At 56.3% G+C, this 13,711-nt stretch carries 11 protein-coding genes; 6 read left to right on the top strand and 5 right to left on the bottom strand.

The window, feature by feature from the left end:
- Positions 1-1,539: a sodium/proton antiporter NhaB gene (nhaB, locus tag ACMWL8_RS00855; protein ID WP_045260288.1), complete on the bottom strand. Its 1,539-nt coding sequence runs from the start codon at positions 1,537-1,539 to the stop codon at positions 1-3.
- Between the two features lie 201 nt (positions 1,540-1,740).
- On the opposite strand from nhaB, the gene fadR reads away from it, so the two are divergent.
- Positions 1,741-2,460, top strand: a complete 720-nt coding sequence (gene fadR / locus ACMWL8_RS00860) for a fatty acid metabolism transcriptional regulator FadR (RefSeq protein WP_028013515.1) — start codon at positions 1,741-1,743, stop codon at positions 2,458-2,460.
- A 45-nt stretch (positions 2,461-2,505) separates the two neighbouring features.
- Here fadR and ACMWL8_RS00865 read toward each other — a convergent pair whose 3' ends face one another.
- Complete coding sequence (locus ACMWL8_RS00865) at positions 2,506-4,038, bottom strand: SpoVR family protein (RefSeq protein WP_023293929.1); 1,533 nt, start codon at positions 4,036-4,038, stop codon at positions 2,506-2,508.
- A 321-nt stretch (positions 4,039-4,359) separates the two neighbouring features.
- Between ACMWL8_RS00865 and ACMWL8_RS00870 the strand changes: the two genes are divergently transcribed.
- Positions 4,360-5,658, top strand: a complete 1,299-nt coding sequence (locus ACMWL8_RS00870; protein ID WP_041909503.1) for a D-amino acid dehydrogenase — start codon at positions 4,360-4,362, stop codon at positions 5,656-5,658.
- A 9-nt stretch (positions 5,659-5,667) separates the two neighbouring features.
- On the top strand, positions 5,668-6,738 hold the full coding sequence (dadX, locus tag ACMWL8_RS00875; RefSeq protein ID WP_028013513.1) for a catabolic alanine racemase DadX: 1,071 nt from the start codon (positions 5,668-5,670) through the stop codon (positions 6,736-6,738).
- 46 nt (positions 6,739-6,784) lie between these two features.
- Here dadX and ACMWL8_RS00880 read toward each other — a convergent pair whose 3' ends face one another.
- Both ACMWL8_RS00880 and ldcA read right to left on the bottom strand, forming a co-directional pair.
- Positions 6,785-8,518, bottom strand: coding sequence for a potassium/proton antiporter (locus tag ACMWL8_RS00880; RefSeq protein WP_041909504.1), 1,734 nt, complete (start codon positions 8,516-8,518; stop codon positions 6,785-6,787).
- 88 nt (positions 8,519-8,606) lie between these two features.
- A complete protein-coding gene (gene ldcA, locus ACMWL8_RS00885) occupies positions 8,607-9,521 on the bottom strand; it encodes a muramoyltetrapeptide carboxypeptidase (protein WP_045260287.1) in 915 nt (304 codons plus the stop codon).
- Between the two features lie 106 nt (positions 9,522-9,627).
- Between ldcA and emtA the strand changes: the two genes are divergently transcribed.
- Entirely contained in the window at positions 9,628-10,239 is a 612-nt protein-coding gene (gene emtA / locus ACMWL8_RS00890) for a membrane-bound lytic murein transglycosylase EmtA (protein ID WP_028013510.1), read from the top strand.
- A 36-nt stretch (positions 10,240-10,275) separates the two neighbouring features.
- On the opposite strand, the gene ycgR is transcribed toward emtA, so the two are convergent.
- Positions 10,276-11,007 carry a flagellar brake protein YcgR gene (ycgR, locus tag ACMWL8_RS00895; protein WP_028013509.1) on the bottom strand — a complete coding sequence of 244 codons (732 nt, stop codon included), beginning with the start codon at positions 11,005-11,007 and terminating at the stop codon, positions 10,276-10,278.
- A gap of 207 nt (positions 11,008-11,214) precedes the next feature.
- On the opposite strand from ycgR, the gene ACMWL8_RS00900 reads away from it, so the two are divergent.
- Both ACMWL8_RS00900 and ACMWL8_RS00905 read left to right on the top strand, forming a co-directional pair.
- Positions 11,215-11,469: a GlsB/YeaQ/YmgE family stress response membrane protein gene (locus tag ACMWL8_RS00900; RefSeq protein ID WP_028013508.1), complete on the top strand. Its 255-nt coding sequence runs from the start codon at positions 11,215-11,217 to the stop codon at positions 11,467-11,469.
- Between the two features lie 112 nt (positions 11,470-11,581).
- Positions 11,582-13,684, top strand: coding sequence for a TonB-dependent siderophore receptor (locus ACMWL8_RS00905; protein WP_045260286.1), 2,103 nt, complete (start codon positions 11,582-11,584; stop codon positions 13,682-13,684).
- Positions 13,685-13,711: the final 27 nt, after the last annotated feature.

Consider the following 13,711-nt stretch of genomic DNA (forward strand, 5'->3'; position numbering starts at 1 on the left):
TTAATGCGCCGCAAGTATACCCGCTTGTAGCAGCCATTGCGTACAGGGAACGAGAGTAATTTTGATGCACAGCAAACCAACAACGGTGAGCACCAGCGTGTACGGCAGCGCCATCCAGACCATTCTTCCATAAGAAAGCCGTATGAGTGGCGCCAGCGCCGAGGTCAGCAGGAAGAGAAATGCCGCCTGGCCGTTAGGTGTTGCAACGGAGGGCAGGTTTGTTCCGGTGTTGATGGCTACCGCCAGCAGGTCGAACTGCCCGGTACTGACGATCCCTTGCTCCATCGCCGCTTTGGCCTCATTGATATACACCGTCCCGACAAAAACGTTATCGGAAATAGAGGACAACAGACCGTTAAAGAGATAGAACAGCGTAAGCTGCGAGTCCGGCGAGGCCTGAAGCACAAACGCGATAATCGGTGCGAAAAGGTGTTGGTCAATAATCACCGCCACGACCGCAAAAAAGACCGCCAGCAGCGCGGTAAACGGCAGGGCTTCGGTAAAGGCTTTACCAATAGCATGTTCGTCCGTAACCCCGCTAAAGGTGGTGGCAAGAATAATGACGGAGAGGCCAATCAACCCGACTTCGGCAAGATGCAACGCCAGCGCGGCGATAAGCCAGATGCCGATGATCCCCTGCGCAATCAGACGCAGCGTCTCCTGGCGCGTACGCTGTTTGCGGCTCTGCTCGTCAAATTTATGCAGTTCTTTGCGGACTGGTTCAGGCAGCTGTGCGCCGTAGCCGAACAGCCTGAATTTTTCGACCAGAATGCAGGTCGCTAACCCGCAGACCAGAACAGGCACGCTGACGGGGGCCATGCGCAGGAAAAACTCGCCAAAATGCCATTCAGCCGCTTTCGCGATGATCAGGTTTTGCGGCTCGCCCACCATGGTCATCACGCCGCCCAGCGCCGTACCGACCCCTGCGTGCATCATCAGGCTGCGCAGAAACGCGCGGAACTGTTCCAGCACGTCGCGGTTATGCGCCTCGACGTGGCTATCGTCCTGTAAATCCTCACTTGGGCGAGAGGAGGCCACGCGGTGATAAATGCCGTAAAATCCGACGGCGACGCTGATCACCACCGCGACAACGGTGAGCGCATCCAGGAAGGCCGACAGAAAGGCGGCGGCAAGGCAAAACGCCAGCGAGAGGATCGTTTTTGACGTAATGCTCAGCAGCAGGCGGGTAAAGATAAACAGCAGCAGCTGTTTCATAAAGTAGATACCGGCCACCATAAAAATGAGCAGCAGGAGCACTTCCAGATTGGAGGCCAGCTCTGCTTTTACATGCTCTGCGGACGTCATGCCGATGACAACGGCTTCAAACGCCAGCAAACCGCCGGGCAGCAGGGGATAACACTTCAGCGCCATGGCCAGGGTGAAGATAAATTCTGCCACCAGCAGCCACCCGGCGATAAACGGATCCACGCTAAAAATGAGGGGATTAACGACCAGGAAAACCAGCAGTATCAGTTTGTACCAGTCAGGAGAATGACCTAAAAAATTGCGCCACAGCGCGCGCCCAAAAGAAATTTCCACAACAGACGTCCTTCCCGTTAAGTAATACAAAACATCAGTATACGCAAAAATCGCGGCCCGGAGGCGGATAAGACCGCATTGTAAATTTCACAAAAATGAAACGGCGATCCCTCTTTTCTCACTTTGCCGCGCTACCTGCCGTTGCACGCCTCTGGTATGATGAGTCCAATTTGCAAAAAGCTGTGTAATGGAAATCTCACTATGGTCATTAAGGCGCAGAGCCCGGCGGGTTTCGCGGAAGAGTACATCATTGAAAGCATCTGGAATAATCGTTTCCCTGCGGGGTCCATTCTTCCGGCTGAACGCGAACTCTCTGAACTGATTGGCGTCACTCGCACCACGCTGCGTGAAGTGCTTCAGCGACTGGCGCGTGATGGATGGTTGACGATCCAGCACGGCAAGCCAACAAAGGTAAACAACTTCTGGGAAACCTCGGGGCTGAACATTCTTGAAACGCTGGCGCGCCTCGACCACGAAAGCGTGCCGCAGCTGATTGATAATCTGCTCTCCGTGCGCACCAACATCGCGACTATTTTTATTCGTACCGCTTTCCGTCAGCATCCTGAAGATGCGCTTGCGGTGCTGGCCAGCGCGAATGAAGTTGAAGATCACGCCGACGCCTTTGCCACCCTCGATTACAACGTGTTTCGCGGCCTGGCGTTTGCCTCCGGCAACCCGGTTTACGGCCTGATCCTCAACGGTATGAAAGGGCTCTATACCCGCATTGGTCGTCACTACTTCGCTAACCCTGAAGCCCGCAGTCTGGCGCTGGGCTTCTACCATAAGCTGAGCAAGCTCTGCACCGAAGGCCTGCACGATCAGGTTTATGAAACCGTACGCCGCTACGGCCACGACTCCGGTGAAATCTGGCACCGTATGCAGAAAACGCTGCCGGGCGATTTAGCGATTCAGAGTCGCTAAAATAAAAAACCTCTCAATCGAGAGGTTTTTTTTCGCCCGGTGGCGCTACAGCGTATTCAACCGCGCCGGGCAGCGTTCCAGCAGCTCCACGCTACCGTCCTCATTTTGCTGCTCCAGCTGCACGTCAAAGCCCCACAGGCGGTGCACGTGCTTCAGCACCTCTTTACGTCCTTTATCCAGCGGCGCGCGGTTGTGCGGGATATAGCGCAGCGTCAGGGAGCGGTCGCCGCGCAGGTCCACGTTCCACACCTGAATATTGGGTTCAAGGTTGCTCAGGTTGTACTGGGAGGAGAGGCGCGAGCGGATCTCCCGGTACCCTTCCTCGTTGTGGATCGCGGAGATCTCCAGATAGTTGTTGCGGTCATCGTCCAGCACGGTGAAGAAGCGGAAATCGCGCATGATCTTCGGCGACATGAACTGGCTGATAAAGCTCTCATCCTTAAAGTCGCGCATCGCAAAATGCAGCGTTTCCAGCCAGTCAGAACCGGCGATATCCGGGAACCAGTACTTGTCCTCTTCCGTTGGCGACTGGCAGATGCGCTTAATATCCTGGAACATCGCAAAGCCCAGCGCATACGGGTTAATCCCGCTGTACCACGGGCTGTTGTAGGGCGGCTGGAACACCACGTTAGTATGGCTGTGAAGAAATTCCATCATGAACCGCTCGGTGACTTTCCCCTCGTCATACAGATGGTTGAGAATGGTGTAGTGCCAGAATGTTGCCCAGCCTTCGTTCATCACCTGGGTCTGTTTCTGCGGATAGAAATACTGGCTAACCTTACGCACGATACGCAAAATCTCGCGCTGCCACGGCTCCAGCAGCGGGGCGTTCTTCTCCATAAAATAGAGCAGGTTTTCCTGCGGCTCGGACGGGTAACGACGCGCTTCGGCAATCGTTTTTTCCTCCTCACGCTTCGGCAGGGTGCGCCACAGCATGTTCACCTGGCTCTGCAGATACTCCTCGCGGCTTTTCTGCCGGGCTTTCTCCTCCTGCAGTGAGATTTTCTGCGGGCGTTTATAGCGGTCCACGCCGTAGTTCATCAGCGCGTGGCAGGAGTCGAGCAGCTTCTCTACCTCGTCCACGCCGTAGCGCTCTTCGCAATCAGTAATATATTTACGGGCGAAGATCAGGTAATCGACGATGGAGCTGGCGTCCGTCCAGCTGCGGAACAGATAGTTATTTTTAAAGAAGGAGTTATGGCCGTAGCAGGCGTGCGCCATCACCAGCGCCTGCATGGTAATGGTGTTCTCTTCCATCAGATAGGCGATACACGGGTTGGAGTTAATGACGATCTCATACGCCAGCCCCTGCTGGCCGTGCTTGTACAGCCGCTCCGTTTCAATGAATTTTTTACCAAACGACCAGTGCGGATAGTTGATCGGCATCCCGACGCTGGAGTAAGCGTCCATCATCTGTTCGGAGGTAATCACCTCAATCTGATGGGGATAGGTATCCAGGCGATACAGTTTTGCCACCCGGTCGATTTCGGCGAGGTAGACATCCAGCAGCTCGAAGGTCCAGTCGGGTCCATCGCTCAGACGTGTGTTGTCCTTGTTCAGGGAATCAATAGTAGCCATTAGCGCGCCCTCGTTGTGGGTGCTCTCTCTGTCTGGAGAGCCTCCTTTCAAGCATAGATCAACGTGTTAAAAAGCGTGCTGGCGCAGAAATTTTTTCTTTGCGATTTCCCGTTTTTGATACGGCAAAAAAAGCGCACTCATCAGAATTTTATGCTGGTTAAAAATAAAGCTCAGCAGGAGATCCCAAATTATCCCTGTCCCCTGATGCTGGGGGATGTGTGAGGTAAGTCACCATAAAAAAGTCGTATGTTGAATAATATTTTCAACTAGGTTATCAATCTGTAATTAGATGATTGTTCTTTTGCTCATAATGGAGTGGCTATGCGTGTTGTCATACTGGGAAGTGGTGTCGTTGGCGTAACCAGCGCCTGGTATTTAAGTCAGGCGGGACATGAGGTTACCGTTATCGATCGTGAATCCGGCCCGGCGCTTGAAACCAGTGCGGCAAATGCCGGTCAAATCTCTCCTGGCTATGCGGCCCCGTGGGCGGCGCCCGGCGTGCCGCTGAAGGCGATCAAATGGATGTTCCAGCGCCACGCGCCGCTGGCCATCAGCCTTGACGGCACGCAGTTCCAGCTGAAGTGGATGTGGCAGATGCTGCGCAATTGCGACACCCGGCACTACATGGAAAACAAAGGCCGCATGGTGCGTCTGGCGGAATACAGCCGTGACTGCCTCAAAGCCTTGCGCGCATCGACGGGGATTGAGTACGAAGGCCGTCAGGGCGGCACGCTGCAGCTGTTCCGCACCGAGCAACAGTATGAAAACGCCACCCGCGATATCGCCGTGCTGGAAGATGCCGGTGTACCGTATCAGCTGCTGGAAGCCAGCCAGCTGGGGCAGGTGGAACCCGCGCTGGCCGAAGTGGCCCACAAGCTGACCGGCGGTCTGCGTCTGCCGAATGACGAAACCGGCGACTGTCAGCTCTTTACCCAGCGGCTGGCACAGATGTGCGAGCAGGCTGGGGTGAAATTCCGCTTTAATACCTCCGTCGACAAGCTGCTGTCGGAAGGCGAAAAAATTTACGGCGTGAAGTGCGGCGATGAGGTGATAAAGGCGGATGCCTACGTGATGGCGTTTGGTTCCTACTCCACCGCCATGCTGAAAGGCATCCTCGATATTCCGGTCTACCCGCTCAAGGGCTACTCATTGACTATCCCGGTGAAAGAGGAGAGCGGGGCGCCCGTGTCAACCATCCTGGATGAAACCTACAAAATCGCCATTACCCGCTTCGATAACCGTATTCGCGTCGGCGGCATGGCGGAGATTGTCGGCTTCAACACCGAGCTGCTACAGCCGCGTCGTGAAACGCTGGAGATGGTGGTGGGCGATCTCTTCCCGCGCGGCGGGTTTGTGGAACAGGCGACGTTCTGGACCGGCCTGCGTCCGATGACCCCGGACGGCACGCCGATTGTGGGCCGCACGCCATACAAAAACCTGTGGACCAATACCGGACATGGCACGCTCGGCTGGACGATGGCCTGCGGCTCCGGCCAGCTGCTGAGCGACCTGATTTCCGGGCGCACGCCGGCAATTCCGTTTGACGATTTAAGTGCTGCGCGCTATCAATCAGGATTTACGCCATCGCGTCCTCAGCACCTGCACGGCGCGCATAATTAAGGAGTTGTCATGTCCCGTCCTGTTCTGGCTCAGCTGGATCTGCAGGCCCTGAAGGAAAACCTGCAAATTGTTCGCCGGGCAGCACCTGGTTCGCGCGTCTGGTCAGTCGTCAAGGCAAACGCCTACGGCCACGGTATTGACCGTATATGGAGCGCGCTCGGCGCGACCGACGGTTTTGCGTTACTGAATCTCGAAGAGGCCATCCTGCTGCGCGAGCGCGGCTGGAAAGGGCCTATTCTGCTGCTGGAGGGGTTCTTCCACGCGGACGATCTGCCGCTGCTGGATAAGTATCGCCTGACCACCAGCGTTCACAGCAACTGGCAGATTAAAGCCATTCAGGATGCGAAGCTCCACGCTCCGCTGGATATTTATCTCAAGGTGAACAGCGGCATGAACCGCCTGGGCTTCCAGCCCGAGCGGGTGCATACGGTCTGGCAGCAGCTGCGTGGCCTGAAAAACGTCGGCGAAATGACGCTGATGGCGCACTTTGCCGATGCGGAAAAACCAGACGGCATTGCTGATGCTATGGTCCGCATTGAGCAGGCGGCTGAAGGGCTCGATTGTCCGCGCTCCCTGTCGAACTCGGCGGCGACGCTTTGGCATCCTGAAGCCCACTATAACTGGGTGCGTCCGGGGATCGTTCTGTACGGTGCATCACCCTCAGGCCAGTGGCAGGATATTGCCAACAGCGGCCTGAGGCCGGTCATGACCCTGCGCAGCGAGATCATCGGTGTGCAGACGCTGAAGGCGGGCGACACGGTAGGCTACGGCAGCCGCTTCCGGGCGAAGGGCGAGCAGCGGATTGGCATCGTCGCGGGCGGTTATGCCGACGGCTATCCGCGTATCGCGCCGACCGGCACGCCGGTCTGGGTGGATGGGGTGCGCACGGGCACGGTGGGGACCGTCTCAATGGATATGCTGGCCGTTGACCTGACGCCATGCCCGCAGGCGGGCATCGGTTCACCGGTCGAGCTGTGGGGCAACGAAATCAAAATTGATGACGTGGCGGCCGCGGCGGGAACGGTAGGGTATGAACTGATGTGTGCCCTGGCACCAAGAGTGCCAGTTGTGACGGTGTAACTTGTATCTTTGCCGGGTGACGCGAAGCCGCCACCCGGTAAAAAAACTACTCCGCGTCCTCTTCCATCGGCCTCAAACCGACCTTCCGCACCGCGTTATCTTCTTTTTCTGCCACCGTCCAGATCATCCCGGCAAACTCCACCTGGTCACCCACAACCGGCGCAGCGCCAAGCCGCTGCTGAATGATTTCGCCCAGCGTTTGCGGGTTATCACCGTCTTCTGCACCTTCATCCAGGCCATAAATGAGCGCCACATCCGCAAACTTGGCGCTGGCTTCCAGAATAAAATCGCCGAAGAAACGCTGGTCCAGCGCCACGGGAGGCGACTGGCTGAACAGCTTGCCCAGCGCGGGCAGGTCGCGCTCGCGGCCAATGACGCACAGAATATCTCCTTCGCGCAGGCGGGTGCTGCCAGTCGGGTGCAGCAGGACATTATCGCGGAACAGGGCGGCAATGCGCGTTTCAGTCGGCATGTGCAAATCGCGCAGCGAGGCCCCCACGCACCATTTGTCGGCGCTCAGCTGATAGACGAACTGCTCCCACGGGTTTTCCGGGTGAATGTCCAGCCCCACGCGGGAGACCGGCCAGCCTACGGGCGGCACCACCACTTTGGCCTTTTTAGCCGCCCACCCGAGCGACGTGCCCTGGAACAGCAGGGAAATCAGCACCACGAAGAACGCCACGTTGAAGAACAGCCGCGCGTTGTCGAGACCGGCCATCATCGGGAACACCGCAAGGATAATCGGCACCGCGCCGCGCAGGCCGACCCAGCTGATAAAGACGCGCTCGCGCAGGTTAAAGCCGCGAAACGGCAGCAGGCCTGCAAATACGGAGAGCGGACGGGCGAAGAAGATCATCCACGCCGACAGCAGCAGCGCCGGAACGGCGATCGGCAGCAGGTCCGACGGGGTCACCAGCAGGCCTAACACCAGGAACATGCCGATTTGCGCCAGCCACGCCAGGCCGTCAAAGTTCTGCAAAATAGCATGACGGTTGCGAATAGGGCGGTTGCCCATCAGGAACCCGCAGAGGTAGACGGCGAGAATACCGCTGCCGTCCAGCGCGGTGGTGACGGCAAAAATGAGAATGCCGCCGCTCAGCGCCAGCAGAGGGTAAAGTCCCGAGGGCAGAGAAATGCGGTTTATCGTCTGCTGTAACAGGTATCCCCCCGCCAGGCCGATGACAATCCCCAACCCGAACTGCTGCAGAATATGCAGGGCAAACATCCAGCTCAGGCCCGTCTCGTGCTGCTGGATCATCTCTATCAGCGTGATGGTCAGGAACACCGCCATCGGATCGTTACTGCCGGATTCAATCTCAAGCGTTGAGCCAACGCGTTCGTTAAGCCCTTTACCCCCAAGCAGGGAAAAGACCGCCGCCGCATCGGTAGAGCCAACGATTGCGCCAATCAGCAAGCCTTCCATCAGATTGAGATTGAAAAGCCATGCGGCCATCATCCCGGTGAGGCCGGAGGTGATCAACACGCCGACGGTCGCCAGCGACAGCGCAGGCCCCAGGGCCACGCGGAAGGAGCTCGCCTGAGTGCGCATCCCGCCGTCGAGCAGGATCACCGCCAGCGCGAGGTTACTCACCATGTAGGCGAAGGGATAGTTATCGAAGGGGATACCGCCGATGCCGTCAACGCCGGCCAGCATGCCGATGGCCAGGAAAATAACAAGAATGGGTATGCCAAGACGCGATGAAAATGAACTTAATAAAATACTGCTGGTTACAAGTACAGAACCCAAAATGAAAAGGCTGATTATCGCTGCGGCATCCAATGTTCTCTTTCTCCCACCTCAATGTTAACGCTGTTACTAAAACCCTAACATATTAACAACGGCAACAGCGTTTTATTAAGGGGGTTTTTTATGCTTTTATGACCGGATGACCACCGATCGTTAACCGACTGCCCGAAACATCATGTGTAAGCGTCGCCTGCGCGCCCAGCGCAAGGGTAACGGTCTGCTGTTCATGGCCGAAATCCAGTCCGGTGATAACCGGAATATCCAGCCGCGAGCGGATGAAATCGACCATCGTTTCCAGGGAGTAGCCCGCATCATAGTCATTCGGGGCAGAGCCGCTGAAGCTGCCCAGCACGATCGCGGACTGGCGATCGAGAATACCGGCATGATAAAGCTGCAATAACATGCGCTCGACGCGGAACGGATGTTCGTTAATATCCTCCAGCACCAGAATGCCGTCCTTGATTTGCGGCATCCACGGCGTGCCGATGAGCGAGACCAGCATCGCCAGGTTACCGCCCCAGAGCTGGCCCTCACATTCCCAGTGCGGTCCATTGCCTTGCCATTCCACGCTGTAGGTGGGATTGCGCAGCGCGCGCCAGAAATGCTCCATGGTGAACGCGTCCAGTTCCGGCGCGCCGAAGTTACCGGCCAGCATCGGGCCGCTAAACGTGATGACGTTATGCAGCGCCAGAAGACCAAGCTGGATGGCGGTGAAATCGCTGTGGCCGCATATCAACAGCGGATCCTGCTGCTGGCGTTGTGCCAGGCCCTGCCAGTCAATGCTCTCAAGCAGCCTGCTCGCACCATAGCCGCCGCGCACCGCAAGGACTATTCGGTTTTCGCCCTCCAGGTTCACCAGGCTATTGATATCATTTAACCTCTGCGCTTCTGTTCCGGCAAAACGCTGCTGGCGGCGGGGGATAATTGTCTGATTTTCTACCTGATGGCCGGATTCCAGTAAGCGCTGAACGCCCCGCTGCGCCGCGTCCTGGTTAATACAGTAGCCCGATGGCGCGATGAGATGAAACTGAGACATGGCAATTCCTTGCTGAATGAGAAACTAATTGTCTATATCATGCCGCGTATACGACGCCTGCTTCAAGGGCGGCGCACCGCGATGACCGGCTATAAGGATAGATGACGTGAAATTGAGATGGTTTGCTTTTTTGATTGTTTTGCTGGCTGGCTGTAGTTCAAAACATGATTATCAAAACCCGCCCTGGAACCCGGAAGTGCCGGTGAAACGGGCCATGCAGTGGATGCCGATCAGTGAAAAAGCCGGGAAGGCATGGGGCGTCAGCCCGCGGCTGATTACCGCCATTATTGCGGTGGAGTCCGGCGGCAATCCCACGCTTGTCAGCAAATCCAACGCGGTGGGGCTGATGCAGCTGAAAGCCTCTACGGCGGGGAGAGAGGTCTACCGCTATATGGGCTGGAGCGGCCAGCCGTCGACCAGCGAGCTGAAGAACCCGGAACGCAACATTTCTATGGGGACCGCTTACCTGAGCATTCTGGAACACGGCGTGCTGAAGGGCATTGAGGATCCGGAAGTGATGCAATACGCGCTGGTGGTCTCGTACGTGAACGGCGCCGGGGCGCTGCTCAGAACCTTCTCCTCTGACCGCAAAGAGGCGATTGAGGAGATCAACGACATGGACAAAGATGAGTTCGTCGAGCATGTGGCGAAAAATCATCCGGCACCGCAGGCGCCTCGCTATATCTGGAAAGTACAGAAAGCGATGGATGCCATGTAATGCCGCAAACGGGCGGCGCTCGCTGCCCGACTTTTCCTACAGAACCTTATTCGCACGTTCCCGTGCTTCCCGTTCCAGCGAATAGATAATGCGCTGCAGCTCGCGCTCCGCGCCGGGCCCGACGTTCAGAAAACGGAAGCTCAGACGCGGCGTGGTAATCGTTTCATTTTTGCTGTCCACCACCGTGCGCTCGCTGATGGCAATCAGCTGTGCATCGAAATAAAAGCGGCCCCAGCCCGCCATATCCAGTTCAATTTGCGTGAACCGCATGCCTTCTACCAGACCCTCCGGCTTCGGGGTATCCATCAGCGCGCCCATTCCGCCCAGCGACAGGTCAAAGAGACGGAAGCGGATCTCTTTTTTGTCCGGCATTTTGGCCTTACAAAAATAGGCAGGATGAAGGGGGGCGCTGATGCGGAAATATTCACGGCGCTGGACAAACCAGAGATTGCCAGGAAGGAGGGTAACAAAAGCCGGAAGTCCCTGGTATTCGCTCAATTCCAGACGCGGCAGGACAAATTCCACTTTGGCCCCATGGGTTTCGGCCATGACCACGATATTCTCTGCTTTCAGCGCCGCGCGGTTTTCATACTCCAGGCTGCCCAGGTCAATAACCAGCCTCTCCTGCGAGACGTCAAGGATCTTGCTGATAAATTGATTATTCGACCAGCTGATGCGCAGCGGCACTTCGCCTTTTTGCAGGTCGCGTAATACCCCTAATACAGCCAGCGGATTTTGCTTGAGGAACTGCTCACTGTAATGACTCACGCCGGATGGCTCCTTGATTGATGACAGACTGTCTTAGCGTTATCGGCAATCCACCCTCAAACTTAATACAAACCGGTGAGATTTTTTTACCGTTGTCCGCAGGATAAGTCGGTGAGACGAAACTGGTTTTCCGGTGATGACCTATACTTAAGTTAGCTGTGCAGAAGGTTTTCTGTACATGCGTTTAATCTGCAAGAGGGCATTGCTATGGGTATCATCGCCTGGATTATCTTTGGCCTTATTGCCGGCGCTATCGCAAAACTGATCATGCCGGGAAACGATGGCGGCGGCTTTATTTTGACCTGCGTACTCGGGGTCGTTGGTGCGGTTGTAGGCGGCTGGCTGGCGACGATGTTTGGTTTTGGTGGTGACATCAGTGGTTTCGACATGCACAGTTTCCTGGTCGCTGTCGTGGGAGCCATTGTCGTGCTGGGCATATTCAGATTACTGCGACGAGCATAAAATGACAGAACGGCTCTCTGCGGAGGGCCGTTTTTTTTGCCGCTATATTGATTTGCTAATCTAAATGATAATAATTGTCGTTCCGTATTACATGTAATAACAAGACGACATTATGAACTCCTCACGTTTTACGTTATGCACCCTGGCGGGTGCCGTCACGCTGGCATTGCAGGTCCAGGCTTTCGCCGAAGAATCAACCATTGTCGTCACGGGCTCAGAGCAGGGCAGCGCGCTGCCGGCCTGGACCAACAGCGCCACCAAATCGGCCGTTGCCGAAAGTAAAACGCCGCAGGTTATCAACACGCTCTCTGCGCCGGAGATCGAAAAGCGTCACGCGAACTCCGTGAATGAAATCCTGCGCTATGCCCCAGGCGTCTCAACCGAGGTGCGGGGGAATACCTCCTATATGAGCGAATACAAAATTCGTGGCTTTACCGTTGATCAGGAGTTTTACAACGGACTGCAGCTACCCTATAACGTCACCGGCAACACTAAGGCGCGCATCGATCCGCTGTTAATAGAGAGCGTCGATATCCTGAAAGGGCCTTCATCGGTGCTTTACGGCGGCGGTTCGCCGGGCGGGCTGGTAAATATTCAAAGCAAAAAGCCGCAGCGGGAAGCCCGAACCGAGGTCGGTTTTAACACCGGGAACCGTAATCTGAAAGAAGGTTACCTCGATTCGACCGGACAAATTGCCGACAGCGACTGGAATTACCGCCTGCTGGGTAAGGCGACGGAGAATAACGATCAGCCGCACACCAGCCGCTATGAAAATTATCTGGTCGCCCCGTCCGTTACATGGCAACCCGACAGTAAAACCCGCCTCACCCTGGATGCGCTGGCGCAAAACTCCCCGAGCCTGACGCCGTCTAACCCGCTGCCGCTCGCTTATCTGCGGTCCAAATATGCCGATCGCCGGGATTACGCCGGAGATGAGTGGAGCGGGTTTAAGCAGCGCCAGTGGATGCTGGGCTACAGCTTCGAACACGAGTTTGACAGCGGCTGGGGCTTTAATCAGAAAGCGCGCTATTTCGACGTCGATACCCACCAGAACAGCGTCTACGCGACGGGAACGGGAAGTGAGGTCTATCAGCTTAACCGCTTTGCCTATACCACCGATGAAGATCTTAAGAGCTTCAACATCGACAACCAGGTGACTAAAACCGTTGCGATGGGCGACTGGAAACACCATCTGCTGGCCGGGTTTGACTATCAGAGGCTGAACTCCCATTTCCACTACCGCTACGCGTCGACTACGCCGGGCATGGATATGCGTAATCCGGACTATTCGCAAATCCACAAAAGCGCGCTGGGGCTCTACACCGCCCAGAAAAACCGCCTCAGCTACCAGCAGAACGGGTATTACCTGCAGGATCAGGTGGAATTTGGCGGCTTAAATCTGTTAGGCAGCCTGCGCTACGACGATTACCGCTCCGTCACCACCGATTACCTGCAAAACGGCGATAAGGCCTGGGTATCGCAGGATCGCGTTACCAAACGCCTGGGAGCGCTTTACGCCTTCGATAACGGTATTTCGCCGTTTATCAGCTATTCAGAAGGTTTTGCACCGGTCTCGCCGCAGGGGACGTTCACGGCGAAAGACGTCAAGCCAACCACCAGCAAGCAGGTTGAAGGCGGGGTAAAATATCTGCTGGCAGAGTACGCCACGACGTTTACCGCCTCGGTGTTTAACATCCGGCAGAAAAACGTCGTCACCTCCGACCCGGGCTTCCTGAACTACCGTCAGACTGGTGAAGTGGAATCCAAAGGCGCGGAGCTCTCCGCCATCAGCCGCCCGACGGACAACCTGACGCTGATTGCCAACTATGCCTACACCCACGTAATTAATACCGAAGATGATAAATACCAGGGCAAGCGTCCTACTCAGGTGCCGGAAAATGCGTTCAACCTGTGGGGGGACTACACCTTCGAGAGCACGCCGCTGAAGGGGCTGATGCTGGGCGCCGGGGCGCGCTATACCGGGCCGATGGAGATTTCACCGTCTAACGATGCGGGTAAGCTGGGGGGCACCACGCAGTACGATCTGGCGGCGTCGTACCGGATGGGCGAAATTCTGCCTTCGCTGGCGGGGCTGACGCTTAAGGCAAGTATGCAGAACATCACCAATAAAGAGACGCTGACCTGCTACGATGCGACTAACTGCTGGATTGGGCGTGACAGGACGTATCAGCTAGGGGCGAGTTACAGCTTCTAAATCCCTGTGAGTTCAAAATGAAGGCCG

This window comes from Enterobacter sp. 04-C-12-SI-ECC (assembly GCF_047530715.1).
GTDB lineage: Bacteria > Pseudomonadota > Gammaproteobacteria > Enterobacterales > Enterobacteriaceae > Enterobacter > Enterobacter bugandensis.